General features: G+C 71.0%; 30 protein-coding genes. 16 read left to right on the top strand and 14 right to left on the bottom strand.

The annotated features are described in order from the left end of the window. Nucleotide 1: 1 nt before the first annotated feature. Nucleotides 2–988: a LysR family transcriptional regulator gene (locus tag J8403_RS17190; RefSeq protein ID WP_246585871.1), complete on the bottom strand. Its 987-nt coding sequence runs from the start codon at nucleotides 986–988 to the stop codon at nucleotides 2–4. 115 nt (nucleotides 989–1,103) lie between these two features. Here J8403_RS17190 and J8403_RS17185 point away from each other — a divergent pair, with 115 nt between their 5' ends. The 3 genes from J8403_RS17185 to J8403_RS44740 all read left to right on the top strand — a co-directional run bounded on the left by J8403_RS17185 (nucleotide 1,104) and on the right by J8403_RS44740 (nucleotide 3,108). Next, a complete protein-coding gene (locus J8403_RS17185; protein WP_211128293.1) occupies nucleotides 1,104–1,985 on the top strand; it encodes a serine hydrolase in 882 nt (293 codons plus the stop codon). Between the two features lie 83 nt (nucleotides 1,986–2,068). Then, the gene (locus J8403_RS17180) at nucleotides 2,069–2,785 is read left to right on the top strand and encodes an MBL fold metallo-hydrolase (protein WP_425519802.1); all 717 of its coding nucleotides are present in this window, start codon (nucleotides 2,069–2,071) and stop codon (nucleotides 2,783–2,785) included. Nucleotides 2,786–2,814: 29 nt separating this feature from the next. Further along, the gene (locus J8403_RS44740; RefSeq protein ID WP_425519801.1) at nucleotides 2,815–3,108 is read left to right on the top strand and encodes a hypothetical protein; all 294 of its coding nucleotides are present in this window, start codon (nucleotides 2,815–2,817) and stop codon (nucleotides 3,106–3,108) included. A 43-nt stretch (nucleotides 3,109–3,151) separates the two neighbouring features. On the opposite strand, the gene J8403_RS17175 is transcribed toward J8403_RS44740, so the two are convergent. Continuing rightward, nucleotides 3,152–3,904 (bottom strand): SDR family oxidoreductase, encoded by a 753-nt coding sequence (locus J8403_RS17175; protein WP_211123960.1) that lies wholly within the window; start codon nucleotides 3,902–3,904, stop codon nucleotides 3,152–3,154. A 185-nt stretch (nucleotides 3,905–4,089) separates the two neighbouring features. Here J8403_RS17175 and J8403_RS17170 point away from each other — a divergent pair, with 185 nt between their 5' ends. Further along, nucleotides 4,090–5,004, top strand: coding sequence for a LysR family transcriptional regulator (locus J8403_RS17170; protein ID WP_211123959.1), 915 nt, complete (start codon nucleotides 4,090–4,092; stop codon nucleotides 5,002–5,004). A 267-nt stretch (nucleotides 5,005–5,271) separates the two neighbouring features. Then, entirely contained in the window at nucleotides 5,272–6,099 is an 828-nt protein-coding gene (locus J8403_RS17165; protein ID WP_343245303.1) for a calcium-binding protein, read from the top strand. A 162-nt stretch (nucleotides 6,100–6,261) separates the two neighbouring features. On the opposite strand, the gene J8403_RS17155 is transcribed toward J8403_RS17165, so the two are convergent. Further along, nucleotides 6,262–7,401 (bottom strand): substrate-binding domain-containing protein, encoded by a 1,140-nt coding sequence (locus J8403_RS17155; protein WP_211123957.1) that lies wholly within the window; start codon nucleotides 7,399–7,401, stop codon nucleotides 6,262–6,264. Nucleotides 7,402–7,885: 484 nt separating this feature from the next. Between J8403_RS17155 and J8403_RS17150 the strand changes: the two genes are divergently transcribed. The 4 genes from J8403_RS17150 (at nucleotide 7,886) to J8403_RS17130 (ending at nucleotide 12,119) form a co-directional block, all read left to right on the top strand. Further along, complete coding sequence (locus J8403_RS17150) at nucleotides 7,886–10,459, top strand: ATP-binding protein (protein ID WP_211123956.1); 2,574 nt, start codon at nucleotides 7,886–7,888, stop codon at nucleotides 10,457–10,459. Further along, the gene (locus J8403_RS17145) at nucleotides 10,440–10,910 is read left to right on the top strand and encodes a roadblock/LC7 domain-containing protein (protein ID WP_211123955.1); all 471 of its coding nucleotides are present in this window, start codon (nucleotides 10,440–10,442) and stop codon (nucleotides 10,908–10,910) included. The genes J8403_RS17150 and J8403_RS17145 overlap by 20 nt, the downstream gene beginning before the upstream one ends. A 287-nt stretch (nucleotides 10,911–11,197) precedes the next feature. Further along, the gene (locus J8403_RS17135; protein ID WP_211128290.1) at nucleotides 11,198–11,560 is read left to right on the top strand and encodes a DUF742 domain-containing protein; all 363 of its coding nucleotides are present in this window, start codon (nucleotides 11,198–11,200) and stop codon (nucleotides 11,558–11,560) included. Beyond that, entirely contained in the window at nucleotides 11,508–12,119 is a 612-nt protein-coding gene (locus J8403_RS17130) for a GTP-binding protein (RefSeq protein ID WP_211123954.1), read from the top strand. The genes J8403_RS17135 and J8403_RS17130 overlap by 53 nt, the downstream gene beginning before the upstream one ends. A gap of 45 nt (nucleotides 12,120–12,164) precedes the next feature. On the opposite strand, the gene J8403_RS17125 is transcribed toward J8403_RS17130, so the two are convergent. Then, on the bottom strand, nucleotides 12,165–12,779 hold the full coding sequence (locus tag J8403_RS17125; protein ID WP_211123953.1) for a helix-turn-helix domain-containing protein: 615 nt from the start codon (nucleotides 12,777–12,779) through the stop codon (nucleotides 12,165–12,167). Nucleotides 12,780–12,826: 47 nt separating this feature from the next. On the opposite strand from J8403_RS17125, the gene J8403_RS17120 reads away from it, so the two are divergent. The 4 genes from J8403_RS17120 to J8403_RS17105 all read left to right on the top strand — a co-directional run bounded on the left by J8403_RS17120 (nucleotide 12,827) and on the right by J8403_RS17105 (nucleotide 16,841). Continuing rightward, nucleotides 12,827–13,696, top strand: a complete 870-nt coding sequence (locus J8403_RS17120) for a class I SAM-dependent methyltransferase (protein ID WP_211123952.1) — start codon at nucleotides 12,827–12,829, stop codon at nucleotides 13,694–13,696. 317 nt (nucleotides 13,697–14,013) lie between these two features. Further along, nucleotides 14,014–15,081, top strand: a complete 1,068-nt coding sequence (locus J8403_RS17115; protein WP_343245302.1) for a cytochrome P450 — start codon at nucleotides 14,014–14,016, stop codon at nucleotides 15,079–15,081. A gap of 82 nt (nucleotides 15,082–15,163) precedes the next feature. Next, the gene (locus J8403_RS17110) at nucleotides 15,164–16,096 is read left to right on the top strand and encodes an alpha/beta hydrolase (RefSeq protein ID WP_211123950.1); all 933 of its coding nucleotides are present in this window, start codon (nucleotides 15,164–15,166) and stop codon (nucleotides 16,094–16,096) included. 16 nt (nucleotides 16,097–16,112) lie between these two features. Then, the gene (locus J8403_RS17105) at nucleotides 16,113–16,841 is read left to right on the top strand and encodes a helix-turn-helix transcriptional regulator (RefSeq protein WP_211123949.1); all 729 of its coding nucleotides are present in this window, start codon (nucleotides 16,113–16,115) and stop codon (nucleotides 16,839–16,841) included. Here the strand turns inward: J8403_RS17105 and J8403_RS17100 are convergent. Continuing rightward, complete coding sequence (locus tag J8403_RS17100) at nucleotides 16,838–17,146, bottom strand: hypothetical protein (RefSeq protein WP_211123948.1); 309 nt, start codon at nucleotides 17,144–17,146, stop codon at nucleotides 16,838–16,840. The two genes, J8403_RS17105 and J8403_RS17100, sit on opposite strands and share 4 nt — an antisense overlap. A 410-nt stretch (nucleotides 17,147–17,556) precedes the next feature. On the opposite strand from J8403_RS17100, the gene J8403_RS17095 reads away from it, so the two are divergent. Beyond that, nucleotides 17,557–18,363, top strand: a complete 807-nt coding sequence (locus J8403_RS17095; RefSeq protein WP_211123947.1) for a MerR family transcriptional regulator — start codon at nucleotides 17,557–17,559, stop codon at nucleotides 18,361–18,363. Continuing rightward, nucleotides 18,360–19,379, top strand: coding sequence for a BtrH N-terminal domain-containing protein (locus J8403_RS17090; RefSeq protein WP_211123946.1), 1,020 nt, complete (start codon nucleotides 18,360–18,362; stop codon nucleotides 19,377–19,379). The genes J8403_RS17095 and J8403_RS17090 overlap by 4 nt, the downstream gene beginning before the upstream one ends. A gap of 11 nt (nucleotides 19,380–19,390) precedes the next feature. Here the strand turns inward: J8403_RS17090 and J8403_RS17085 are convergent, their stop codons facing one another. The 4 genes from J8403_RS17085 to J8403_RS17070 form a co-directional block, all read right to left on the bottom strand. Next, entirely contained in the window at nucleotides 19,391–19,804 is a 414-nt protein-coding gene (locus tag J8403_RS17085; protein WP_211123945.1) for a hypothetical protein, read from the bottom strand. A 115-nt stretch (nucleotides 19,805–19,919) separates the two neighbouring features. Beyond that, the gene (locus J8403_RS17080) at nucleotides 19,920–20,669 is read right to left on the bottom strand and encodes a vWA domain-containing protein (RefSeq protein WP_211123944.1); all 750 of its coding nucleotides are present in this window, start codon (nucleotides 20,667–20,669) and stop codon (nucleotides 19,920–19,922) included. Between the two features lie 33 nt (nucleotides 20,670–20,702). Continuing rightward, nucleotides 20,703–21,098: a nuclear transport factor 2 family protein gene (locus tag J8403_RS17075; protein WP_211123943.1), complete on the bottom strand. Its 396-nt coding sequence runs from the start codon at nucleotides 21,096–21,098 to the stop codon at nucleotides 20,703–20,705. A gap of 148 nt (nucleotides 21,099–21,246) precedes the next feature. Continuing rightward, nucleotides 21,247–21,846, bottom strand: a complete 600-nt coding sequence (locus J8403_RS17070) for a TetR/AcrR family transcriptional regulator (protein WP_211123942.1) — start codon at nucleotides 21,844–21,846, stop codon at nucleotides 21,247–21,249. Between the two features lie 71 nt (nucleotides 21,847–21,917). Between J8403_RS17070 and J8403_RS17065 the strand changes: the two genes are divergently transcribed. Next, nucleotides 21,918–22,757: a class I SAM-dependent methyltransferase gene (locus J8403_RS17065; protein ID WP_425519800.1), complete on the top strand. Its 840-nt coding sequence runs from the start codon at nucleotides 21,918–21,920 to the stop codon at nucleotides 22,755–22,757. A 28-nt stretch (nucleotides 22,758–22,785) separates the two neighbouring features. Here the strand turns inward: J8403_RS17065 and J8403_RS17060 are convergent, their stop codons facing one another. The 5 genes from J8403_RS17060 to J8403_RS17040 all read right to left on the bottom strand — a co-directional run bounded on the left by J8403_RS17060 (nucleotide 22,786) and on the right by J8403_RS17040 (nucleotide 26,935). Continuing rightward, nucleotides 22,786–23,277 carry a GNAT family N-acetyltransferase gene (locus tag J8403_RS17060; protein WP_211123941.1) on the bottom strand — a complete coding sequence of 164 codons (492 nt, stop codon included), beginning with the start codon at nucleotides 23,275–23,277 and terminating at the stop codon, nucleotides 22,786–22,788. Between the two features lie 89 nt (nucleotides 23,278–23,366). Next, entirely contained in the window at nucleotides 23,367–24,443 is a 1,077-nt protein-coding gene (locus tag J8403_RS17055) for a cobalamin B12-binding domain-containing protein (RefSeq protein ID WP_211123940.1), read from the bottom strand. Beyond that, on the bottom strand, nucleotides 24,440–26,074 hold the full coding sequence (locus tag J8403_RS17050) for a PP2C family protein-serine/threonine phosphatase (RefSeq protein ID WP_211123939.1): 1,635 nt from the start codon (nucleotides 26,072–26,074) through the stop codon (nucleotides 24,440–24,442). The genes J8403_RS17055 and J8403_RS17050 overlap by 4 nt, the downstream gene beginning before the upstream one ends. A 238-nt stretch (nucleotides 26,075–26,312) precedes the next feature. Then, nucleotides 26,313–26,585 (bottom strand): hypothetical protein, encoded by a 273-nt coding sequence (locus J8403_RS17045; RefSeq protein ID WP_211123938.1) that lies wholly within the window; start codon nucleotides 26,583–26,585, stop codon nucleotides 26,313–26,315. Next, entirely contained in the window at nucleotides 26,582–26,935 is a 354-nt protein-coding gene (locus tag J8403_RS17040) for a DUF6247 family protein (protein WP_211123937.1), read from the bottom strand. Before J8403_RS17040 ends, J8403_RS17045 begins: the two co-directional genes overlap by 4 nt. Nucleotides 26,936–26,941: the final 6 nt, after the last annotated feature.

The following is a 26,941-nucleotide window of genomic DNA, read 5'->3' as shown; positions in this document are numbered from 1 at the left end:
CTCACGGCGTCGCCGGACCGGCGCCGGGCTCGAAGACCACCGACCACGGGCGGGGCCGACCGCTCTCCTCCGCAGGCGTGAGCAGCCGGTGGGGCGGGTCCTCCCGCGCGATGACGTCCGCGGCGATCCGGGCGAACGGAGCTGCCGCCGGATGGGCCGCATGCGCAGGCCATACGGCGGACATCCACAGCGTCAGCGGACGTCCGGCCAGCGGGCGCCAGGCGGCCCGCGGCTCCTTGCCTGCCACCCGCCCGTCGTCGAACGCCACCCCGCGTCCGGACGCCACCAGCCCCAGCAGGAATTCCGGATTACGGGCATGACGGACCGCGGGCGGGGTGAAACCGCCCTCCCGGCAGATATCGAGAATCCGGTCGTACCACCCCGGCGCCGCGGCCCGGGGAAAGAGAAACAGCTCATGGCCGGTAAGGTCCGCCAGCGCCACCTCGGAAAGGCGGGCCAGCGGGGAGGAACGGGGCAGGACGACCCCCAATTCGACCCCGGCGGACGGCCCCACCACGAGATCGTCGGCGTCCGCCACCGGGTGGTGCACCAGACCCACGTCCAGCCGGGCGGCGGCGAGCAGCCGCACCTGCTCGGCCGTGTCCACCTCCTGGAGATCGATCCGCAGCCCAGGGAACTCCTCCGCGCACGCCGACAGCAGGGCGTGCAGCGTCCGGGCGGGAGTCTGCGGCGGTACGCCCGCCCGCAGCGTGCCCAGCTCCCCGTCGCGGACCCGCGCCATGACCGTACGCAACCGCTCCTCGCGGGCGAGCAGTTCGCGTGCCTCCTCCAGCAGCAGCGCACCGGCGGGGGTGAGCCGCACCTGGCGGGCCGAGCGGTCGAACAGCTCCAGCCCCAACTCCCGCTCCAGCCGCCGGATGGACTGGCTCAGCGGCGGCTGGGCCATGCCGAGGAGATCGGCGGCGCGGCTGAAGTGCAGCTCCTCCGCGACGACAATGAACAGGCGCAGGTGGCGTATGAGATCCACCGGCCGACCCTATGCGACGCCGGAGGGGTGAGGGGGAGCGTTGGACAAGGGGGAATCAGGGGCCCCGGTGCCGGTGAACGCGGTACGCGTGGACACGCCGCCGGTCGATGCGGCGCTGATCGAGAAGCGGATCGCGGAGGTGTTCGCGGAGGCGGACGCCGAAGCCCGGCTGCACGCGGTGGACATCGACGTGCCCGGGCGCGAGCTCGGCCTCGGCGTGGACGACCAGGTCGTCATCGCGTCCGTGTTCAAGATCCTGCTGGTGCTGGAGTTCGCCCGGCAGGCCGACGCCGGACAGCTCGACCCCCGCGAACGCGTGGTCATCACCGCCCCCGACCGCCTCGGCGGCTGGGGCACCGCGGGCTGCGCCGACGATGTCGAGATGTCCCTGCGCGACCTGGCGTACTTCGCCCTGTCGGTGAGCGACAACTCCGCGGCGGACGCGCTGATGCGCCGGACCGGCCTCGATACGGTGCGGCTGCTGGCGGCCGAACTCGGCCTGGACCGCACGCGGATCGTCGGCGGGCCCCGGGAACTGCTGGAGTCGATGTTCGAGGACGCGGGCGCGACGGACGAGGCGGCGTTCGCCGCCGTCTATCCGACGCTGGCCTTCGAGCGGCTGCGCCGCTTCCGCGTCCTGGACCCCCGGCACACCACCTCCAGCACCCCGCGCGACATCACCACCCTGCTGGGCCTGATCTGGCGGGACCGGGCCGGTTCCCCGGCGGCGTGCGCGCTGGTGCGGGAGTTGATGTCCCGGCAGGTCTTCCGTCAGCGGCTGGCCTCCGGCTTCCCCGATGAGGTGCTGGTCGCGGCGAAGACGGGCACGCTGCCGAGCCTGCACATCGAGGCGGGCGTCGTCCGCTACCCGGACGGCGGCCGGTACGCGGTCGCCGTGTTCGCCCGTACGGCCTCGGCCGCGGCGGCACGTACGGCGGTGGACGCGGCGATCGGGCGGGCGGCGCGGCTCGCGGTGGACGCGCTCAGACGCCGCTGACCTGGTCTGATACGGAACCGGATATGGCTGCGGTGCCGCGACGATCTTGGACGGTGGGGCGGGCGAGCTGCTCTGCTGTGCCCATGACCGCCAACAGAGCATCGCGCTTCAACCGCCGTCTGCTGATCCGGGGAGCGGCGGCCGGCGCGGCCGTACCCGCCGTCCTTCCCACGGCCGCCCAGGCGGCCGCCGGGACGGCGCCGAGCGCCCACAAGAGCCGGGACGCGGAGACCTCGGACGCGACGACCTCGGACGCGAAGACCTCGGACGCGACGGCCTCCGACGCCAAGACCTCCGAGGCGACCTTCCAGTGGCTCGGTACGAGCGGCTGGCGCATCGACACCGACGGCGGCCGGACGATCCTCTTCGATCCCTATCTGAGCCGCTTCGAAACCGGGCTCTTCAAGAAGACCTTCAATCCGAAGACGCCGCTGACCACGGACGGTACGGCGATCGACCGTCACAGGGGAAGCCCCGAGCTGATCCTGGTCAGCCACAGCCACTGGGACCACCTCAACGACGTCCCCTATATCGCCGCGGCCGCCCCGGACGCGCGGATCGTCGGCACCGAGACCACGTACCACCTGCTCCGGGCCCTCGGCGTCGACAAGGCCCGGATCGCCGTGGTCAGGGGCGGTGAGGTGCTGGACTTCGACGGTCTGGTGGTCGAGGCGGTCTCCAGCCGCCACAGCCGTAACGACTCCTACAGCTATTTCGCCCCCGGCACCCTCACCGGCCCCCGCCCCGCCCCCAGACCATCTCCGACCTCCCGGAAGGCGACACCCTCGCCTTCCACCTGACGCTGCCCGACGGGCTCTCGGCCTTCCTCATGGGAGCGAGCGACTTCAGCGAACGGGACGCCGCCGGTCTGCGCCCGGACGTGGCCATGATCGCCACCCCCAGCACCCCCGCCACCCACCGCTACGCGCCCCGCCTGCTGAAGGCGCTCGGCCACCCCGCCACCGTGGTCCCCGTGCACTGGGACAACTTCGAACTCCCCCTGGCCGAGGGCGCCCACCGCGATCCCACGATCGACCTGGACGGTTTCATCGCCCGGATCCGCGAGGCCAGCCCCGGCTCCCGCATCCTGCTGCCCGAGTACGCGACGCCGTACCGCTTCTGACGCGCTCGGCCGCGAACGACCACCGCGCCTGTGCGGCGCGTCCCTACGACCTGACCCCCACACCCCCACCCACGACGAGGTTCTCCCCGGTGACGAAGCCGGCCGCGTCCGAGGCCAGGAACGCCACGACTTCCGCGACCTCTTCGCTCGTCCCGAACCTCCCGAGGGGGACCTGGGAGACCGTGGCCTTGGCGACCTCTTCCAGCATTTCGGCCGGCATCCCTTGTTTGGCCCAGATTCCGGTGTCGATCGGGCCGGGGCTGACGGCGTTGACGCGAATGCGCCGGGGAGCCAGTTCCAGGGCGAGTGACGGCACCATGGAAAGCAGGGCTCCCTTGGTGGCGGCGCTGACGGCGGCCCCGCCGGGAATTCCCCTGGTGGCCCCGATCCCGACATTGAAGATGATGGAACCCCCGTCATGGAGCAGGGGGAGAGCCTTTTGGAGGGTGAAGAACTGGCCTTTGACATTGACGCCGAAAAGGTCGTCGTAGGCGGCCTCGTCGAATGCTTCGGCCTCGATCGGTAGCATGCGCACGATGGCGGCATTGAGAAAGATGACATCGAGTCCGCCGAAGCGCTGACGGATTTCCTCGACGACGCGGTCGGTCTCGGCCAGTGACCGGGCGTCGGCGCGTACCACGACCACGCCTTCGGGGAATTCCTTCTCGGCCGCGGCGATGGTGTCGGGATTCTGGCCGGTGACGACCACCCGGTATCCGCGACGATGGAGCAATTCGGCGGTGGCCCTGCCGATCCCACTGGTGCCACCGGTTATCAGGGCTACGGGTGCGGACATACGTCTCTCCTCGCTGCTGCAAAAAAAAGGGGGGAACTGCGAAGGACTGCGTACGCCACGCTAGGAACGGCCCCGGACCCGCGTCCAAGGCCTGTTCCGCATCTGGAGATACATGCCGGGCATCACCACAGCTCAAGGGGATTTCCCAGTAGCGGCCGACGGCTCGGCGCGGCTAGCGTGCGGGCATGGCAGACACGCCGCCTCCGGTGGATCTCGACCTTCGGCTGGTGCGGTATTTCACCGTCGTCGCCGAGTACCGGCACTTCCGCCGCGCCGCCGAGGCCCTCCACATCACCCAGCCGTCCCTGAGCCGGCAGATCCGCCAGCTCGAACGACAGCTGGGGGCCAGGCTCATCGACCGCACCCCGCGGGGCAGCAAGCTCACCGAGGCCGGGGAGGTCTTCCTGTCCCGCGCCAAGGCGCTGCTGCGATCCGCCGCCCAGGCCGCGGCCCACACCCGGGCCGTCGCCGAGCCGAGCCGGATCACCATCGGCTACATCATGAACGTCATCGTCACCCCGGCGGTACGCGAGCTGCGCCACCGGAACCCGGACGCCGACGTCCACACCCTGCACCTGACCTGGAACGACGCACGGGCCGCCCTGCTCGACCACCGGGTGGACGCGGCGGTGACCCGGCTGCCGTTCCCGACCGGTGATCTGCGGGTGACGGTCCTCTACGACGAGCCCCGGGTGCTGGTGGTGCCCATCGACCACCCGCTGGCCGGGAAGGAGTCGGTCACCGTCGCCGACATCGCCGACGAACCCCTGATCCGGGGGGCCGATCCGGTCTGGAACGCCTTCTGGCGCATCGACCCCCGCCCCGACGGCAGCCGCGCACCCGACGGTCCCCTCGCCGAAGGTGTGGAGGACAAGCTCGAACTCATCGCCTCCGGACAGGCCGTGACCATCGCTCCCGGCGCCTACACACAGGGCCTCCGCCCCGATCTCGCCATCGTCCCGCTGCACGGGGTCGAGCCGAGTCATGTGGTGCTGGCCACCCGCGCCGACGACAACAGCCGCCTTGTGACGGCCTTCCGCAAGTACGCCCGGGCCCACCTCACGGGTCCGCACTCGGCCGGCTCAACGGCCACTCGGTGAACAAAGAGTTAAGCAGTTCACAATAGGCGGTTGCCGTGATGGAACTTTTCATGGCGGAAATCCTGTGGGAAAGGGCGTGACCTGCGACCGCGGGAAACTAGGGGATTCCCGGTGCAACCGCTTGCCGTCGATCCCGGTCTACCAGGGCGATCGGAAACACCACATCGCCGATCACCGGCGCCCGGTGATCGCATCGGCAATTTCTCCGCCGGTTTGATCGGCACTGATTGCACGAAGGGCCACACCCCTATGCGCATGTACCGGACCATGGCCGCTACAGCCACCCTCGCTCTCGCCCTGGGGGGAGCCGCTCTCGCGGCGCCCGCCGCCCAGGCGGCCGCGACGACCTCGGGTTCTCTCGTCCACGAGGACGGTGAGCTCTGGTACAAGGCCGCCGCGGGACAGAAGAACAACCTCTCGGTCTCCGAGCAGATCGTCAGCCGTGGGGAATTCGAGGAATACTACGTCCTCACCTTCCGCGACAACGGTGATATCACCATCGATGCGGACGCGGCGAAGTGGGACGAGTGCACCTACCCGACCGCGGGCGATCACACCGTCGCCCAGTGCGCGGTGCTCATCCCGCAGAACTCCGACGACTCGGACAACTACGACGTCGACCTCGGTGACGGCGACGACACCATCAAGCTCGACGCCGACAGCTCGGCCTACGCCGGAATTCACGGTGGCGCCGGCAACGACGTCCTCAAGGGCAACGCGGCGCCGACGTTCTACGGCGACGCCGGCAACGACCGGATCGACGGCGGCGGCGGTGTCATGGGCTTCGGCGCCTACGGCGGCGACGGCGACGACACCATCACCAACTGTGCGCAGGAATGCTACGGCGACGCCGGCAACGACACCATCACCGGCGGCTCCGAGGACAACATCCTGCACGGGGGCACCGGCAAGGACATCATCCGGGGCGGCAACGGCGCCGACACCATCTACGGCGACCAGGACGACGACACGCTGTACGGCGAGGACGGCAACGACACGATCTACGGCAACAGCGGCAACGACGTGCTGTGGGGCGGCAAGGGCACTGACACCCTCTCCGGCGGCCCGGGCAGCAACGAGGTTCACCAGGACTAGCTTCACCAGGACTGGCTTCACCAGCACTGGCTTCACCAGGACTGGCTTCACCAGGACTGGCTTCACCAGGATCAGGTCCACCGGGACCAGCCCCAGCTGACGGCAGGGCCCCGAGTGACTCGGGGCCCTGCCGTTACGTTTCCCGCCCGGCCGGCGCGCCGCCTACTTGCCCCAGATCTTGCGGTAGGCCTGCCGATAGCCCTCGGAGTCCCAGGACAGCGCCCCGCCGCTGTTGGCGGCGGTGGTGATGTGCACCGCGGGGACGTATCCGCTGGCGGGCTTGTCCGCGAAGGCGCGGTTGAACTCGTCCACGATCTGCCAGCCCTGTTCGGTGAGGGGCTCGGGCACCGTGGCGGCCTGGAACCGCTCCCCGTTGACGCGCTGGAAGGCCGACGGATCGCCGTCCCCCGCACCGATGTTGAACGGGGCGTCCGCCCCGTCCTTGCCCGCGGCGCGCAGGGCGGCGGCGGTGTGGCGGAAGTACAGGTCGTTGATGGCGGCCGAGTAGGTCCACTTGTCCCCGTAGCGGGAGAGCAGCGAGCGGACCTCCCCGAGGGCACGCTTGTTGACCTCGGGTATCGGCAGGTTCCGGTAGCTCAGCAGCTTGACGTCGGAGCAGGTGGCCAGCTCCTTCTTGATCAGGTCCGACTTGTGCTTGGCGAAGGGGACCGTGGCGTCGGTGAAGAGCACCACCCCCGCGCGGCCGCCCGAGCGGGCGATGATCCAGTCGGCGCTGATCTTCGCGACGTCCTCGACCCGGGTGGTCACGTTGCTGAACAGCTCGGGGCTCCCGTCGGGGCCGGGGGTCGGGGCGGCGTGCCAGCCGATCACCGGAATGCCCGCCGCCCTGGCCTGCTTGATCTCGTCGGCGACGCTGCCGGGGTCGAAACCGGCGATGGCGATGCCGTCCGGCTTCAGGGCCAGAGCCTTCTTGAAGGCGGACCGGTAACCGGCGGGCGTGCCCTGGCCGTTGAGGGTGCGGGCGCTCCACCGCAGGAGCGTGGCGGCTTCCTGGACGCCCTGGGCGACTCCGGCGGGACCGGGGTTGGAGAGGTCATGGGCGATGAAGACGACGCTCTTGCCGTGCCCGGCCACCTCGGGCCCGGTGGTGGGGCCCTTCCAGGGGGCGTCGACGGCCTCCGCCTTCTTGACGGCCTGTTTGGCTCTGGCGAGGACGGCCGGGCAGCCGGGCTCGGCGGAGCTCCGGTGGGACGAGGTGGAGGCGGCGCCGGGCTCGCAGCCGGCGGTGGCCACGGCCAGCAGCGCGATGGCCGACAGGGCCGCCTTGCGGGTGGGGTGCACGGATCTCCTCGCAGGGCACGGAGGGTACGGAGGGTACGGGCCGGGGGACTGGCCAGGGGTGGGCCGGGGGCCGGGAGGAGACAGGTTACGGGTGGCGGCGCCGCGCGGGGCAGCCCCCTACGGCACCTGCGGCCACCATCGAGCACAGTCGTGAACAAGCCAGGTCACGCGGCGCCCTCGGCCGCCACCCCCTGGGCACCGCGCGGACACCTTCCGGACCCCGGCGGGGCGTCCGGCGGGGTGCGGAGCGATGTGGAGATGACCTGAACCCGGCAATCCATGGAATTTCCGTAGTCCTTGAGAGGGCATGCCTTGCGCGGGTCCGCGCACGCGGTAGTGTTCACGCCCGGTCAGGCATGTGGCGCAATCCCGTCGCTCGCATTCCGGCAGAAAACGCCGTCGCCGACGTCCCGCTCCCCGGTGTCGGCCATGGCGGCAACAACACCTCGGTCACCGCTCAGGAGCACATCGAAGGAGGACCTGGGTGTCTGTGGACACGGCGGACCCGCCATCCGAACAGAAGCCGTCCGGGCACGCGCCACCGCGTCCGCGGCCCCGTCGCAGGACGGAAGCCCACGGTGCGCTCCTGGACCGCTGGCCGTTCCGGCGGAAGCTCAACGTCCTGGTGATCGTGCCCCTGGCGGTCGTCGGCGTGCTCCTCGGCCTCGGCGTGTACAGCCAGGTGCGGCAGGCCGACGACGCCGACCGGATCGCCGAGCGGGTGCGCGACAGCGGCCAGGTCGCCCGGCTGATCAACGAGGTGGAGGCCGAGCACCGCGAGGCGCTGCTGCTCTCCGTCCAGCAGGAGTCGCTCCACGCCGGCGCCACCCTCCCCTCGACCACCGACTACCGCCGGGCGCAGCGGGCCACCGATGAGCAGGCCGCCACCGTGCGGTCCGCGTTCGGATCGGGCCTGCCGAAGGCCGAAGCTCAGGCCCTCGACTACGTCGAGCGCCTGAGCGTGCTGCGGGACAAGGTCGAACGGGGCTCGGTGCCCGCCGCCGGTATCGACCCCGCGTATGCCGCCGCCGTCGGCTATCTCATCGACGGCACCGGCCTCGACCACTTCTCCGACAGCTCCTCGTCGTCCGTCATCGAGCTGGTCGACGCCGTGCTGCGCGCCGACGCCGCCCACGCGGCCTTCGAGGGCGGGGTGTTCTCCGCGCAGACCCGGGATGCCAACGGCCTCACCGAGTACACCCGCGCGGTCGGTGCCCACCGGGTCTACGAGGAGCAGTCGGAACGTTTCTCCAGAATCGCCGGGCCCGACCAGGTCCTGCGCCTCGACGGCATCGAGCGGAACTCCGAGGAGAACGGCATCGAGGACCGGTTCGCGGAGCTCCAGATCGACCCCAGCAGCCTGCAGGGCCAGTCGCCGCGGCAGTTGCGCACCGAGATGGCCGCGGGGACGCGGCAGGCCGAGGCCCGCCTCGAGATCGCCCGCTCGCTGATCGGCGAGATCGCCGACCGCGCCGACGGCCTCTCCCGGGACGCCCTCAACAAGGCGTTGGCGCTGCTCGCCCTCGCCCTCCTCGGCTTCGCCGCCTGGCTGACCTTCTCCTTCCTGGTCCGCCGCTCCGTCGTACGCCCCCTCGCGGCGCTCACCGGCGCCGCCCACCAGGTGGTCGAGGTGGCGGGCGAGGAACTGGCCAAGGTCGAGGACGAGGACGACGACGCGACCGACAGCACCCCGCTGCGGCCCCGCCCGATCCCCGTCCCGGTGCGCGACGAGATCGGCGATCTGGCCGAGGCGTTCAACCAGGTGCAGGTCACCGCCGCGGCGCTGCTGGAGCGGCAGGTGCTCAGCCGCCGCAACGTGGGCGAGATGTTCGGCAACGTCGGCCGCCGGGTCAGCAACCTCACCACCCGCCAGCTCAGCCTGATCGACGCCGTCGAACGCCAGGAGACCGCCCCCGACATCCTGGAGCGGCTCTACCGCATCGACCACATCGCCGTACGCCTCCAGCGCAACGCCGACAGCCTGATGCTGCTCGCCGGAATCCGGGAGACCGAGCTCGACGCCCGGCCGACCACCCTGGCCGATGTGATCCGGGCGGCGCTCGGCCAGATCGAGGGCTACCAGCGGGTGTCCCTGCGGTCCGAGACCGAGGTCACCGTCGCGCCCGACATCACCGGCGACCTCACGCTGATGCTCGCCGAACTGCTGGAGAACGCGGTCGCGTTCTCCCCGTCCGACACCCCCGTCGAGGTCGTCGTCCGGCCCGGCACCGACGTCAGCACGGACGGCGGGGCGCTGATCGAGGTCATCGACCACGGGCTCGGCATGGCCGCGGAACGCCTCGACGAGGAGAACGCCCGCCTGGTCCGCCGCGAGCGGCTCGACCTCGTACCGACCAAGGTGCTCGGCCTCTTCGTGGTCGGAAGCCTGGCCCGCCGCTGGGGCATCCGGGTCGCCCTGAGCCGTACCCCGGGCGGCGGGGTCACGGGCAGCGTCTGGGTGCCGTCGGCGCTGCTGGTGGCGCGGGGGGCGGGGGCGCCCTCGGTGTCGGCGGGTTCCGGGCGGGAGCCCGAAGCCGCGCCCCCTGCCGCGCCTTCGGCCGTACGGGCTTCCGCCACCGCGCCCGAGCGGCGTCCGGCGGCGCCCGCGACGGAGTCAGGACTGCCACGGCGCGTGCCGGCGGCGTCCCGTACGAACGCGGAGTCGACTCGCGCGGCGAACGAGCCGAACGCCGCGAAGGCGCTCAACGCGGCGAACGATCCGTCCACCGGGAAGGAGTCGTCCACCGGGAAGGAGTCGTCCGCCGGGAACGAGCCGAACGCCACCCCGGCCGCCCCCGCTCCCACCCCCGCATCCCGCCCGCTGCGCCGCCGCGTCCGGGGCGCGACGCTCGACAAGACCACCCCACCGGCCGACCGGGCGATCCCGGCCACGCGCCGGCCCGCCGACGCCGACGCGGTCCGTTCCGAACTCGACGAGTTCGAGGCCGCCGTACGCAGGGCGGAGCAGGACAGCGCAGGCGCCTCCCAGGCCGAAGCCACACCATCGACACATCAGCGCCCCCGGAAGGAGTCGGGAAGTGACCACGCCGACAGATAAGAGCGGTTCCGCTGAGCCGGAGACCACCGATCTGCGAGCCGCCGCGGCCGACTTCACCTGGCTGCTCGACCGGTTCGCCACCGAGACCGCCGGTGTCGTCGACGCCATCGCGGTGTCCTCCGACGGCCTGCTGATCGCCGTCTCCCAACTGCGGGAACAGGCCGACTCCGAGCGGCTCGCCGCGATCGTCTCCGGTGTCACCAGCCTCGCCGCCGGGGCCTCCGGCAACTACGGCCTCGGCGATCTCAACAAGGTCATCATCGATCTGGAGGGCGGCCATGTACTGGTGTCGTCCATCGGCTGCGGTGCCGTGCTGGGCGTGGTGACCACGAAGGAGGCGAAGCTGGGGAACATCGCGTACGAGATGACCCTCTTCGCCAACCGGGCCGGGGCCGCACTCACCCCGCAGCTCGTCATGGAGCTGAAGAAGACCGCCGGGTCCGTCGGCTGACGGATCGCGCGGCGCACGGAGGAGGGGGCGAGATGGTCGCCGGTGAACCGGTACCGCACGACGCGGACGCGGCAGCGCATGAGGCGGAACACAGCGCACGGGACACCCGGGAGCCGACGGAGCCCGAGGAGCCGACGGAGCCCGAGGAGCCGACGGACCCCGGCGAACCGAAGGAACCCGTCGAGCCGAGTGACCCCCTCGAGCCGACCGAGCCCGTCGAGCCGAGTGACCCCCTCACGCCGACCGAGCCCGTCGAGCCGACCGAGCCCGTAGGCCGCGCCTCCGCCATCCGGCCGTTCCTGCTGACCGCCGGTCGGGTGGCCGGGAGCGGCACCGGGCCGCCGCTCCCCGTCGAGACCCAGATCGTGACGACGCCGGACGGGTTGTCCGCCCTGCGTTCGCTCACCTTCGAACGCCGCGACATCGTCGCCGCCTGCCGGCGTCCCCAGTCGGTGGCGGAGCTGGCCGCCCGGCTGCATCTGCATCTCAACGTGGTCCGGGTCCTCGCGGAGGACCTGCGCGCCGCGGGACATCTGGCGGTCCACGTCCCGAACGCCGGGACCGTCCACGACATCTCCGTACTGCGAAGGGTTATCGATGGTCTCCGTGCCGTCCCCGACTCACGGGGCTCACTCCGCGACAGCAGCTGAACCGCCGCTGCCGGTCAAGCTGGTCATCGCCGGTGGCTTCGGGGTCGGCAAGACCACGGCCGTGGGGGCGATCTCCGAGATCCGGCCGCTGACCACGGAGGCGCTGATCACGGAGGTCGCGGCGGGCGTGGACGACCTCACCCACACCCCCGGCAAGACCACCACCACGGTCGCCATGGACTTCGGCGTCATCACGATCGACCCGAAGCTGAAGCTCTACCTGTTCGGCACGCCGGGCCAGGACCGCTTCGGTTTCATGTGGGACGACGTGGTCGAGGGCGCCCTCGGCGGTCTGGTGATCGTGGACACCCGCCGCCTGGACGACTGCTACGCGGCGGTGGACTACTTCGAGCACAAGGACGTCCCGTTCGCCGTCGCCATCAACGCCTTCGACGGTGAGGTCCAGCACGATCTGGACGAGGTCCGCTGGGCCCTGGACATCTCCGAACACGTCCCCCTGATCGTCTTCGACGCCCGCGAGACGCACTCGGTCCGCGACGCCCTCCTGGTCGTCCTCGACGTGGCCCTCTCCCGCGCCCAATCCGCCAACCCCGCCTGACGCGAGGGGAGCGGAGCACGGCACGGGCGGGGGCACCCGGGGCCTTCAGCCCTCGGCCTCTTCCTCGGCCGACGACCGCCCCTCATCCCCCTTCGACCGCGGCCGCAGATGGGTGCGGCGGCCGTCCTGGTCCAGGATGCCCAGGATCTCCGCCGGTCCGTCGTGCGCCCCGAAGGCGTGGGGGATCATGGTGGAGAACTCCGCGGCCTGCCCGGTCTCGACGTGGATTCGCCGGTCCCCCAACACGAGCGTGACGGCTCCGGACAGGACCGTGAACCAGTCCCTGCCCGGATGGACCTTCAGTGCCTTGGCACTGGTCGGGGCCGGTTTGGTGAGGCGCATCTTGGCCACGATGACCCCGGGCTGCCGGTTCAGCATCCAGGTGGTCAGCCCGCGCGCCATGTCGTGCTGCGGCCGGATGATCACGTCATCGTCGGCGTCCGACTCCACCAGCTGATCCAAAGTGGTCCCGAGGGCCCGGGCTATCGCGCTCAACTGATCGAGGCTGATCCGCCGATGGCCCGTCTCGATACGGCTCAGCGTGGAGGGGCTGAGATAGCAACGGGCGGCCAGATCGTCCAGCGACCAGCCCAAGGCCGAACGCAGTCCCCTGATCCGCTTGCGGACCAAGCCGTCGAGAGCGCTGTCCTCTTGCGTCATGAGCAAGATGGTATGTCGCTGGAGCAATACCCTCTTACGCTCGGAGCATGACGGATCACCATCACCATCACCACCACAACGCGACTGATGCGGACGAGTGGGGCGAGGCGGCCATGGCCGAACTCCTGGACCTCGACGCCGAAGTCCTGCACACCTTCCTGTCCGAAGCGACGGCTGTCCTGGCCCAGCTGGCGCGAGACGAACCGCCCCACCGGATCCTCGACCTGGGCAGCGGCACCGGTGCCGGAACCCTCGCCCTGCTCCAGCGGTTCGAGGGCGCCGAGGCGATCGCCGCGGACCGTTCCCCGCGGCTCCTGGACCACCTCCGCGGCAAGGCCCGCGCACGCGGAGTGGAGGACCGGGTGCGCACCGTCCAGGCGGATCTGGACGCCGCATGGCCGGACTTCGGCGCCGTGAACCTGGTGTGGGCGTCGGCGTCCCTCCACCACCTGACCGATCCCGACCGCGGCTTGCGGCAGATCTTCGAGTCGCTGCGCCCCGGTGGACTCCTGGCGGTGATCGAGATGGCCGGCTTCCCGCGGTTCCTCCCCGACGACATCGGCCGGGGGCGCCCCGGACTCGAAGCCCGCTGTCACGCCGCACGGGCCGAAGCCCACACCGAGAGCCTGCCGGACCTGGGCTCCGACTGGGGCCCCCGGCTCTCCGCCGCCGGATTCGCCGTCGAGGTGGAGCGCGCCTTCACCATCGATCTGCGTCCCCCGCTGCCGGAGTCCGTCGGCCGCTACGCCCGGGCTTCCCTTGGAATGCTGCGTTCCCGCGTCGCCGAAAAGCTGAGCTCCGAGGACCTGGCCACACTCGACCACCTCATCGACAGCGACGGCCCCGACGGCGTCGTACGGCGCGATGACCTCACGGTCCGCGCCGAGCGCACGCTGTGGGCGGCGCGTCGCCCGTGACCTGACGCGGATGAAGGCAGCCAACCGCCGTAACCGGTAGCCGCTTTGACTTGGCTCATGGGGGGTGAGTAACTGTTCGCCGCATGTCGTCCGCACTCGTACGTCTCTGGAGGCGCCCTATGGCCGAAGCGGAAGTGGCAGACGAGACGAAGGCGGAAGGCGGCCCGAAGGCGGAAGGCGGTCTGAAAGCGGAAGGCGGCCCGAAAGCGGAAGGCAGCACGCAAGCGCGCTGCCCCCTGGGCGACTTCCCGTTCGTAGCGGAGCACCCCCTGGAGCCCCCGAAGGAATGGGCGGCGCTGCGGGCGGAGGGGTGCCCGGTGCCTGAGCTGACGCTGCGGTCGAGTGGGGAGCCGGTGCGGGTGCTGACGCGGTACGCGGATGTGCACACGATGCTGTCCGACCCGCGCTTCCCGAGGGACCGGAGCGAGGCGGGCCCGGACGGGACCGGCACGGGCGAACGGCACCAGCGCTGGCGGCGGTTGGTCGCCCAGACGCTCACCGCCAAGCGGGTCACCGCGCTCCGCCCCCGGATCGTCGCCATCGCGCATGCCCTGGTGGACACCATGGAGGCCGGGCCCAAGCCCGCGGACCTCTGGGCGGGTTTCGCGTATCCGTTTCCGGTGCGGGTCGTCGGTGCCCTGCTGGGCGTACCGGAGCAGGACTGGGACCGCTTCTCGTACTGGTCCGGCGCCCTGTTCGGCCAGGACCGCTACGGCCAGCGGGAGACCCGCACCGCCCGCCACGACCTCGCGACCTATCTGGGCGAGCATCTGGCCCGGATGCGACGCGAACCGGGTGACGACCTGCTCAGCAAGCTGATCGAGATCACCGACGCCGCCGACCGCCGCCTGCCCGAGGCGGTCTTCGTCCAGATCATGCAGGGGCTGATGCACGCCGGGCACGAGACGACGTCCAGCGTGATCGGAAAGCTGGTGCCGGTTCTGCTCGACGACCGTTCCCGCTGGCAGCGCCTGCTGGACGACCGCGCGCTGATCCGCCCGGCCGTCGAGGAGCTGCTGCGCTTCGACGTCAACCGGGGCCCGGGCATGCCGCGTTACCTCACGGAAGACATCGAACTGAACGGCGAGGTGATCCCGAAGGGCAGCACAACGCTGTCGGTCGTCGCCTCCGCCAACCGCGACGAGCGGATGTTCTCCGCCCCGGACCAACTGGACCTGACCCGTTCCCCCAACCGCCACCTGGCCTTCGGCGCCGGCGCCCACTCCTGCATCGGCCAGTCCCTGGCCCGCACCGAACTCCAGGTCGCCCTTGAGGTCCTGCTGGAGCGCCTGCCCGGTCTCGACCTGGCGGTCCCGTCAGCCGAACTGGCGCGGCGCGAGGGAGTCCTCACGGACAGCTTCGAGCGGGTCCCCGTGGTGTGGTAGCGAGCAGCAGGCCAGGATCATGACGTAGCTCACACGGAAAGGGTGACAGGGTGGTGTCGCGGACTGCTGCGACCGTCTGCGCATGACGATCACAGATGAGGACTGCCTCGCCGAGACCCTGGCCTTCAACGAGCAGTTCGAGGCTGCCGCGGCGAGCCGTCCGGCCCGCGGGCAATCCCCCAGCGCGGCCACGCTGGCGCTCCTGCGGCGCAACCGGGTCGGCGGCGACACACCACCGGTGAGACTGGCGCACGCCCAAGTCCGCCTCATTGAGGGCGGGGTGAAGGTCCGGTCGTTCGTACCGGATCGCGTCGACGGCGTGTACCTGCACATCCACGGAGGCGGCTGGGCATTCGGCTCCGCGGACGGGCAGGATGAACGGCTCTGGCGGCTTGCCGTGCGGGCACGGCTCGCGGTGGTGAGTGTGGAGTACCGCCTGGCGCCGGAACACCCGTTCCCCGCCGGGCCCGACGACTGCGAAGCGGCCGCCCGATGGCTGGTGGAGCACGCCGCGACCGAGTTCGGTACCGAACGGCTGCTGATCGGTGGCGAATCGGCCGGTGCCCACCTGAGTGTCGTGACACTGCTACGCCTTCGCGACCGGCATGGCATCACCGGCGCGTTCCGGGCGGCCAACCTGCTCTTCGGCCCCTACGACCTGTCGATGACACCGAGCCAGCGGTCATTCGGCTCCAGGCAGCTGCTCAGCAATACCGACTCGCTCCGGAGCACCTACGAGCTCTTCACCCCAGGGATGGGCGCGGAGCAGCGCCGCGACCCCGAGGTCTCACCCCTGTTCGCGAACCTGACCGGCTTGCCGCCCGCCCGGATCGTCGTCGGCACGCAGGATCCACTGCTGGACGACTCCCTGTTTCTGGCCGGGCGATGGCAGGCGGCGGGCGCGCCCGTGCAACTCGGCGTCGTCGCCGGCGCGATGCACGGCTTCACCCTCTTCCCGCTGACCGTCACCGAGCGGGAACACCGGCGGGAGCGGGACTTCCTGGCCACCGCGTGACGGTAGCGTCGGCCTCATGAACCGCACGGCCCGGCTCTATGCGCTGGTGGAAGAGTTGCGCGCGGCCGCGCCGCGACCGCTGACGGTCGCGGCGCTCGCCGCGCGGTTCGAGATCAGCACCCGCACGGTGCAGCGCGACCTCCAGGCTCTGATGCAGACGGGTGTCCCGGTGCGCACCACGCCCGGACGGGGCGGGGGCTGGTCGATCGCCCCCGAGATGACCCTGCCCCCGATCCACTTCACCACCGATGAAGCCTCGGCGCTGACCGCCGCGCTCGCCACGGCCGACGCCTCCACCCCCTACGCCGGTGCGGCCCGTACGGCAGCCCAGAAGATCGCGGCCTCGATGACCGGCCCCGCCTCGACGGCGGCCCGGACACTCGCCGCACGCATCGTTACGCTGCCGACGCGAACCGACTCCGAGGTCCGCACCGCGGTGGAACAGGCCCTCTCCCACAACCTGGTGCTGCGGCTGTGCTACACCGACGCGGCAGGATACGAAAGCAACCGCGTCGTGGAACCGGCCGGACTGCTCACCGCCAACCGCCGTTGGTACCTCATCGCCTGGTGCCGCACCCGACGCGCCGGCCGAGGCTTCCGCCTGGACCGGATCACAGCGGCGATTCCCACCGGCGAACAGGCACGGCCCCACAACCTGACCGACCTGCTCCTCGGCTCAACCGCCGCCACCGCGGCGGGGCCCATCGCCCTGGCCCCACTTACACCCGCCCGGCCACCGCGCTAGCCGCCAATGCTCCAGATGACAGCGGTGGAGCCGAGGAACCCCACAACACCCAGGGCCGTTCCGGCGATGGCGGCCCACAGCCGCCCGACGCCGCGGCGTGCGTGGTGGATGCCCATGGCACCGAGGACAGCGCCGAGCGCTCCGCCGATGATCGCCAACGGAAGGGTGACCATCGCGAGCGCGGGCACCCAAGCGCCGGCAACGGAGAAGACACCAAGGACAACGGCGGTGGGCCCCAACCCAACGCCAGGCGAATCACTCCGGCCGACCCCACCCCCGGCCCCGGACACGCTCGACTCGGACATGACCTGCACCTCCGTGGGACGCATTCCCGTTCCGCGCCGATCGTACCGACGAGGCCTCGACTGCCCGATAAGGGCCGGACGTTGGGCGGGGGCGGCCCCGTGGAGAGAGGCGGCGTTGCCCGTCGGCTGGTCACCACCCTGGGCGTCATCCCCGCCTGGCTCCGGCTGGTCATCAGACGCTGGCGGTGGAGCAGACAGCGACAGTCGCCTCGGTACAGCCCGAGTCCGCCCTGCGCGTGGCCGAGTGCACGCACCATCTCGAACGCGCACTGACCAAGGCGCAGTTCCTCAAGGACATTCCCTCGGGCGACGCGAGATCCGTCCCGGTTCGGCGGCGAGTCGTAGGGCGGTCTCGGGCCGATGGGTACAGCGGTGGACTCTCCCACCGTCGGAGAGTCCACCATGACGGCATGTACGAAGAACTTCTCACCATTGGGCGCTTCGCCCGCCTGTGCCGGCTCAGCATCAAGCAGCTACGGCACTACGACGAGACGGGGCTCTTGGCCCCGGTCCACGTGGACGCCCACTCCGGCTACCGCTATTACGCGCCTGAGCAGGCGCGTGATGCCCTGACCGTTGCCCTGCTGCGCGAAATGGATCTCCCCCTGGCGGTGATCGCCCAGGCGCTGGCCGCCGAGCCCGAATCCAGGGCCCGGATCCTGCGCGCCGAGCGGGACCGGCTGGCCGAGCGGATCAGCAGGGATCAGGCGCGGCTGGAGATGCTGGAGCGGCTGGCGGAGGGCGGCCTTCCCGGCTATGAGGTGACGATGGGCAGAGAACCCGAGCGACGGCTGGCGGTGGTGCGGGCGGTCTGCGCCTTCGAGGAGATCGGCGAGACGTTCGGGGCGTGCGTGGGCCGGCTGATGCCCGTGCTCGGCAAGGAGGGAATCGCTTGGGAGCCGCCGCTGTGGGGGCTGTATCCGCTGGATCTGGAGGAGCGGATGGAGATCGCCGTCGGGGCGCGGACCTCGCAGGGGGAGGGGACGCCCGGCCTGGAGTTCCAGACGCTGCCCGGCGGGCCCGTCGCCGAGACCGTGCACATCGGGTCCTACGTCCAGCTGCCCCTGGCCTACAACGCTCTCTTCGCCGCTGTCCACGAGCGCGGACTGCGTCCGCAGGCGCCGGTGCGTGAGGTCTATCTCGTCGGGCCGGGAGAGGCACCGCAAGAGGAATGGATGACCCGGCTGATCATTCCCGTCCAGGAAACCGCGGCATGACCACGGTGATTGACCTTGCTCCCCCGGCCGCCCGCGGTACGCGGCACTGCGAGACGTCGGCTCTGGGGGTGCTGCTGCGGCACCAGGGGCTCGATCTCTCCGAGCCCATGCTCTTCGGCCTCGGCTCCGGCCTGTCCTTCATCTACTGGGACAGCAAGAGCATGGGCTTCCCCTTCCTCGGGGGACGGGTCAAGCCCTTCGAGCTGACCAGGAACCTGGCCACCGGACTCGGGCTGGACCTCGTGGTCCAGGAGACCACCTCCCCTCGCCGGGCCTGGGAGAACGTGGCGGCCCCCATCGAGGCCGGCCGCCCCGTCGGACTGCAGCTCGACAGCTATCACCTGGACTACTTCGGCTCGAAGGTGCACTTCGGCGGCCATGTCGTCGCCATGTACGGCTACGACGACCACGACGCGTACCTGGTGGACACCGATCAGCAAGGCGGAACGGTGACCACCAGCCTGACCAGCCTCGCCCGGGCCCGGGCCGCGCGCGGCCCGATGACCGCCAGGCACCGGTCCTTCACTCTCACCGTCCCGAGCAACCTGCCCGCCCCACCCCAGGCCCACCTCATTCCCGCCATCACCGCCTGCGCCGACGCCTTCCTCAACCCGCCCATCGCCAACCTCGGACACCGAGGCATCGAGAAGGCCGGCAAGCAGGTACGCACATGGCTCCAGCGGACCGACGACCCGCGGCGGGACCTACCGCAGGCCGCTCTCCTGATGGAGCAGGCCGGCACCGGCGGCGCCCTGTTCCGCAACCTCTACCGCGACTTCCTCGCCGAATGCACCCAACTGCTCGACAGCGACCACCTGCGCACCGGCCACGGGCTGTACAGCGAGGCGGCCACCCTCTGGACGGAAGTCGCGGCACTCATCACCCACGCCGGTGCATCGGGCGACACGCAGTGCCTCGTCCAGGCCGGCGCCATCCTCCACGACCTTGCCCGCATAGAGCACGCGGCGATGCGGGCGCTGAGCCGCCTGGCGACCTTTGACGGCCCCATTACCTGATCAACCCCCGACTACTGGCGGGAGAGCACCCGCGTGATGCCCGCCGCGGGGGCCGTGGCCAGCAGCCAGCCCGCGCCGATCAGGAGCCAGGCGATCCACTGACTCGGCCCCGTCGGCTGGAACGCCCGCTCCTGGCCGAAGTCGATCACGGGAAGGAGCAGGTCCAGGCTGTACATCACGGGGTTGAACACCGGATGGTCCGTACCACTGGGCGGGTGGGGCGGGTGCAGGGCGAAGACGGTGGTTCCGGTGGCGAGCAGGGTCAGCAGCCACACCGCGGCACGTACCGGCAGGTAGCCGTACCCGACGGTGGCATCCTGCACATACCCCCAAGCCCGGGCGTACCGGGGGAGGGTCGTACGGCGGTGGCGCTGGCGGGTCAGGAGCACGGTCCGGGCGCGGCCGGTGAGGTCATCTGGGCGCATCCGGGGCCCTCCGGCCGGTCGGGAGCGGGGCCCGCCCATGGTCGAGCCGGGCGAGGTGGCCGCCGCGAGCGTAGCCACATGCCCTGGGATGCCCATGCTCCCGGCCCGGCAGTCCTCAGCCCTTCAGGACCCCGGCGGAGCGGGCGGCGGCGAGCCACTGCGGGAACTCATGGAGCAGCTGATCGTAGAGCGCGGCGTCGGAGAGGCCCTTCGGTGTCGGTCCGGTGGCGAAGAAGCCGGCGTTGTCGACGATGCGCCGGTTGGGCACCGGCAGGTCGTCCAGCCTGTGGAGGAAGCGGAACTCGTCGTTGCCGAACCCGATGAACTGCCAGAAGATGGGCAGCTTCGCGGCCGTGCACAGCACATGCTCTGCCGCCGCCTTGGACGTGGGGGAGCCGTCGGTCTGGAAGACGACGAATGCCGGGTCGTCGGCTCCGGACGACTGGTAGTGGTCGATGACGGCCTGCATGGCGACGTGGTAGTTGGTGCGGCCCATGTGCCCCATCGAGTCGTGCAGGGGGTTGATCCGGTCCTGGTAGGCATCGAGGCTGATCTCAGCCGTCCCGTCGATCTCCGTGGAGAAGAAGACGACCGGCACGATCCCGTCGTCATCGAGGTTCGCCGCGAGGGCCAGTGTCTGTTCCGCCAAGTGCTGTACGGAGCCGTCACGGTAGTACGGGCGCATGCTCCCGGAACGGTCCAGAACCAGGTACACCGCGGCACGCTGTCCTTCGGCGCCGTGCTCGGCCAGCGAGACCGCCGCCGTCTTGTAGTGGCTGACCAGCCCCGGAGCCTGGGCGGTTATCTTTTCCAGACTGATCGCGGGGGCGGAAGCCTTGGGGGGCTTGCGGTAATCGATGACCATAGCCGGTGATTGTCCTCCCACCGATGAACTCCATCATGAGGCGGCCCCGTTGGGCGCCAGCGCCGCCTGCATCGCCACCCCGTCGACGTAGGAATGCTTCTCCTTCACCGCCCCGTTCTCGACCAGGACGAAGTCCGCGAGGTCGATGTCGACCGCGCCCCCGGCCGCGGAGGTGCCGCTCAGCTTCCACTGGACGACCCAGAAGTCCTCCCCGACGCGGAGCGAGACCAGGTCGAACGCCAGGTCGGGGACCAGCTCGAACATCCCGGCCGCCGCCTCGCGGACGGCCGCCTGCCCGCGTACGGGCTCCTGGCCGGAGTGCAGGTGGAACACCGAGTCGGCCGTGTGGAGTCCGGCGATCCGGTCAGGGTCGCGGGACTCCCAGCAGGCGTGGTAGCGCTCGAACAGATCACGGGTGGCAGCGGTCATGGTCTGGCCTCCGGTCCATGGTTGAACGGGGTGCGTGCCGCAGAGGGCATCCCGGTCGGTCGTGGGCCGAGCGGGGGCAACAACGGTAGCGGCGGGGGGCGGACGTGCCGGCCTGTGCGTCGGGTTCCGTCCGCCCGACATCGTCGGGTCAGGGCCGAGCATCCCGCACGGCCTCGGCGATGACGGTGGTCACCACCTTGCGGAGGGCCCCGGCATCCGGCGGCCCGGCTTCGCGGTCCGCGAAGAGGAGGTGGCCCGCGCCGATCAACGTCGGCGCGAGCGCGTCGATGTCGGCGTCGGGTGCGATGCGGCCCCGGTCCCGTTCGGCGGCGAGGTAGGAGGCGATCATGGCCGTGGCCTCCGTCAGGAGCGGCACGCCGGTCGGCGTGGTTTCGCGGAGCCGGGCGCGTAGTTCGTCGCGCGCGGTGACGAGGCTGATGATGGCCACGGCTACCGACTCGAACAGGGTCGTCAGCGCGTCGGCGAGGTGGTCGGCGACGGCGCCGGTCCCGGCGGAGTCGCGCAGGGCGGCGGACTGGTGGTCGAGCCGGGCGATGCGATCCAGGACGAGCTCGGCGAGGAAGGCGTCGAAGTCGGCGAAGTGCCGGTGCAGGACGCCCTTGGCGCAGCCCGCCTCCGTGGTGACCGCCCGACTGGTCAGCGCGCTCGGCCCGTCCCGGAGCAGGACGCGCTCGGCGGCGTGGAACAGCTGCTCGCGTACGTCACGCATGGCCACCCCTGTCGGCACCGTGCGTCCCTCCTCACCTCGTCGGGCCCGCTCCGTTGACGAGTGGGCATGTGCCCACTCATAGTGGGCGCATGCCCACTCTACCGTTTTCCGAGAACGAGCCTCATCAACACCGGCAGATGGCGGAGTCGTTCGGCTCGGATGCCGAACGCTACGACCAGGCGCGGCCCCGCTATCCCCAGGCCATGGTGGACCGGATCGCCACCGGCGGCCCCGGCCACGACGTCTCCGACGTCCCCGACGTCCCCGCCATCCTCGACGTCGGCTGTGGCACCGGTATCGCGGCCCGGCAGTTCCAGGACGCGGGCCGCACGGTGCTCGGAGTCGAGCCGGACGCACGGATGGCCGAGGTGGCGCGGCGGCTCGGGACGGAGGTCGACGTCGCGACGTTCGAGGCCTGGGACCCGGCAGGTCGCCAATTCGATGCCGTGATCGCGGGCCAGGCATGGCACTGGATCGACCCGGTCGCGGGAGCGGCCAAGGCCGCCCAGGTGCTGCGGCCCCACGCCCGACTGGCCGCGTTCTGGAACGTCTTCCAGCTCCCGTCCGACCTGGCGGAAACCGTCGCCACGAGCTACCAACGGGCCGTACCCGACGCGCCGTTCGACTTCCGGGCGATGACGCGGGGCGGCCTGGACGCCAATCAGCCGATACTCACCAAGGCCGCCGACGGGATACGAGAGACGGGCGCGTTCGGCGAACCGGAGCAGTGGCGGTTCGACTGGGAGCGGACCTACACCCGGGACGCCTGGCTGGACCAGATCCCCACCCAGGGCGCCTTCACCCGGCTCCCCCCGGCCAAGCTGGCGGAGGTGCTGGAGGGCGTGGGTGCGGCCATCGACGCGATGGGCGGCAGCTTCACGATGCCGTACGCAACGGTGGTGATCACCGCGACGCGAACCGCCGCGTGAGACAACCGGGCGACCGGCCTGAACGGGGTCAGGCACCCAGGTCGTGATACATGACGTGCAGTCCGACCGGCCCCAGCTCCGGATGGAGAAACGCGCCCGGCACGGTACCGATGAGGGCGAACCCGAGGCGTTCGTACAGCCCGACAGCAGGGGCGTTCGAAGCCGCGACCGCATTGAACTGCACACCGGCGAAGCCGCTGGCCGAGGCCCAGTTGAGCAGATACTCGCCCAGCGCCTGACCGACACCGCGGCCGCGCGCCTCGGACGCCACCATGAAGTTGCCACTGGCGATATGGGCACCAGGACCGGGCCGATTGGGGTACATATTCGAGGTGCCGAGCACCCGCTCGCCCTCCACGGCCACCACGACATGTCCCGGGGGCGGCACCACCCACATCTCGTGGGCCTGCGCCTCGGTCTGGTGCGGGTCGTAGCAGAAGGTATCTCCCTTACGGACAATCTGCTCGACGATCGGCCAGACCTGCGACCAGTCACGCTCCTCGAACGCCCGGATGTCCATCCGCCATACGCTAGCGACGGAGTTCGGCCCCTTCGACCGAATTTCTTGTGGCGAATCAGTCTGCTGAGACCGTCGCCGCCCCGCCCGTTTCATTCGCCCGGGCGGGAGCCCGCCTCCCGCTCCGTGAGCCATCGGCGCCCCGCCGCGAGGGTGGCCAGGGCTCGGGGGGACTCGCGTAGGCGATTGGTCAGGGCGTCTGTCAGGACGAGGAGGCAGTGGGGGCTCACCGAGCGGGCGGTGAGGTAGGCCGTGGCGAAGGCGAGGTGGCCGGTGAGGACGCGCTCGTCGTCCACGAATACGGCCGCTGCCAGGGAATCCAGCAGCCGGCCGAGGAAATCGGCGGCCTCCTCGTGCTCCATGCCCGAGCGGTTCCGCAGGCCGGGGAGTACGTCACGCAGCGCATGGGTCACGTGATCGAGCAGTTCGGGGCGTTGCCGGACGAGTACGGCGTACGCCTCCACGGCACCGGGCTGGACCGACGACTCCCCGCAGGTCACCGGGGGCCAGGGGCGGAGCAGCGCTTCCGCGGCGCTACGGGCGTCGGCCGCGTACAGGTCCGCGCCCAGGGCGTACGCCCATGTGCCCTCGGGGCCGAACCCCGGCCCGCCCGTCATGACGGGAACGCCGGCGCATCTGCAGGTCTCGATCTGCCGGTGGGCCAGCGGAAGGTTCCACGACAGGGTGCAGGACAGAGCGACGACGTCAGGGCCGCTCTGATGGACGTCCGAGAGAAGCTCGTGCGGGGAGACCGAGCCGCCGAGTGAACGCACCTGGAAGCCGCGCAGCCGCAGCACCTCGCTGAGGATGTGGGAGGGCAGAACGTGCCATTCGCCGTCGCTGCATGCCACCAGCACCTGGCGGGGTGAGCCGGCCCCCGCAGGGGTGGGGGCGGTGCCGCGGGTGCGGGCGGTGGACGCGATCGCGTCGACCGTCAGTCGGCTGACATGAGTGGCCGCGTGCTCCTGCGCCACCGTCCACTCGCCGGACTCCCACCGCTGACCGACCCTCACCTGGGCGGGTGCCACCAGGCCGAGCAGTACGTCCTCCGCGCTCACGCCGCTCGTCACCAGGCCGGTGGCCAGCTCCAGCGCTCCGTCCTCGTCCGCACTCGCCAGGCAGGTGTCGAAGTCCGCCCGGACGGCGTCGGTGATCCCGGTGCCGGTCATGGGGCCTCGGACTCCCCGGCATCGCCGGACGCCGAGCCACGGCGCGGAGGTGCCTGAAGCGTCAGGAGGGAGATGTCGTCGTGCGGGCGGCCGGCGAGCCATTCGGTCGTGAGGAGTTCCAGCCGCTCGGCGACCGACGGCGCCTGCATGCCGGCACAGCTCGCGAGCGCGTCGACGAGGCGTTCATCGCCGTAGATCTCCCGCCCGCTCGCGCCCCCTCGCGCCTCCGTGACCCCGTCGCTGTAGAGCAGCATCAACTCACCGGGTTCGAGACGGCACTCGGTACGGCCGAAACTGGGATCGGGCACCGCCCCCAGGAGCATGCCCTCGCAGACGATCTCCGCCACCTTTCCGTCGCCCCGCAGGACCAGCGGGGAGAGGTGGCCGCCGCTGGCGATCTCCACCTTCACCGAGCCGTCGTCGCAGGGGCGGGCGGAACCCGTGACCAGGGTCGTGAAGCGGTGGCCGGCACTGATGACGAGGTCGTTGAGCAGCCGGAGGTCACGCAGGGGCTCGGGCTCCGTCCGGACCATGGCCAGGGTGCGCATGCTCTGCCGTACCTGCCCTGCCACCACCGCGGCCTCCGCACCCTTGCCGGACACGTCGCCGAAGAAGAACGTGACCCCGCCCGCGGCGGAAGGGGCCACATGGTAGAAGTCGCCGCTGATGCGCAGCGCCTCCGCGGCCGGCCGGTAGGCGGCGCCGAGCCTGAGGCCGTCGGCCGACGGCAGCGGCTCGGGAGCCATACTGGTCTGCAGGACGGCGATGGTATGGGCCTGCTGCGAGTAGAGCGCCGCCGAGGTCAGCGCGAGTCCGGCCCGTATGGCGAACCGGTGCGCCAGGTCGATGTCCGCGTCGTCGAAGCGGGCACGCTCCGGGCCGCGCAGCATGATCAGCGCACCGGCCGGGACGCCCCCCGCGGTGAGCTGGACCACCAGCGCGGCCTCGTCCCGACCGAACTCACCGGGCATGACCTCGTCGAGCGCGTCCATCTCCTGGGGGCGTACGACAGTGGGGCGCGGTTGCAGCCCGTACAGCGCGTCCGCGACCTTGGGCACCCGCTCCAGCGTCTCGACCGCCACCTCCCCGGAACACCGGGCATCACCCGGACCCGCCCGGTGCCAGCGGGTACGCCGCCCGCTCACGGGCAGGACGACCACGGACGCGTCCGCCAGCTTAGGGATCACGATCTCGACCAGCGCATGAACGGTACGGCCGTGATGGAGCGAGGCGCCCAGGCGCCGGGTGGTCTCCTCCAGAAAGGCCGACCTGTCGCGCTCACGGGCCAGCGCGGCCTCGGCCTCCTGAGCGCTGCTGACCTGATGGACCAGCCACACCGTGAGCCCACCCGCGGTGTGCAGACGACCACTGAGCCCACGGCCCTCGTAAGCGGTGGAGAAGCGCTCCGCTTGCTGGGCGGCGGCCCGGGCGAGGGGCGCGGCCGCTGACATGCTGACCGGCCCGCCCGGGCGCAGCCGGGGGAAGAGGTGGGCGGCGGCGCGGTTGAACCCGCGGACGGGCCCGTCGGCCCGGTCGCAGATGACGACGGCCTCATCGAGAAGATCCAGCAGCTCGCCCAGCCGCGCCGGGGCGCACCCCCAGATACCCCCGCCGCCGCTGTCGTCCGTCATCGGCCACCGCCTCTTGCGCATGACGCCGCTACGCCCATAGTGCCCCGGTCGCTCCACCTTCCATTCTGTTTGTCCGGTGTGGTTGCCGCACGGGTGCTGCGCGGAGCGGGCCTGGAGGGCCGGAAGGCGTAGGGGCTGACCACGGGAGTGGACGTCAGCCCTCCGCCGGAGCCACCCCGATCGGGCAGGAGACGCCCGTGCCGCCGGGCCTGTGCTGCCGTGTGACCCCGGCGCCCGCCTAGAGGTCTTGGAACGGTGGCATGATCCGGACGATAACGATCAGCTGGTCGCGTGGTGCCACCAGGAAGAAGAAGTAGCCGCCTGCCGCGTCCATGCGGCGTATCCCCCCTGCCCGCGGGCCGTTGCCGTGGTCGCTGACATCGACACCCATGCCGGCCAGGTCGACCAGTTGCCCGGCGAGACGCTCCACTTCGGTCACCACGTGAGCGGGGATGCCGCCTGCCACGTGAGCGTGATCGGGGTCGTACTCCCAGCGCCAGCCGACGCTCATCGAGGTGGGAGTCCGAGCGCGGCATGTGCGTCGTCCAGGATCCTGCCGATCGCGGACGCTGCGCGTCGGGCCTGGGTCGCGTCGCCTGTCTCGGCAGCGTCCTCCCAGTGACGGAACTCTTTCGCGATCTCCGGCTGCCGCTGAATGTGTACGTAGACGGCCCACTGGGCGATGAATCGCTGGAGAGGGGCCAGGTCGGAAGCCTGCCGGGACTGGTCGGCCGCTTGATCCAGCTCCCGCGTGAAGGCGGGAAGGGCGGCGGGGGCGATCTGCGCGACGGCCTGGCGAAGGGCCGTGACAGTGGCAGGCGGCTGAGGAATGAGTGGCTGCCCAGTGGCGGAGGTGGTCATTGCTGC

Origin of the sequence: Streptomyces yatensis (assembly GCF_018069625.1) — a bacterium.
Classification (GTDB): Bacteria; Actinomycetota; Actinomycetes; order Streptomycetales; family Streptomycetaceae; genus Streptomyces; species Streptomyces yatensis.
The sequence above is the reverse complement of the archived record's forward strand: the minus strand, read 5'-3'. Positions and strand labels throughout refer to the sequence as shown.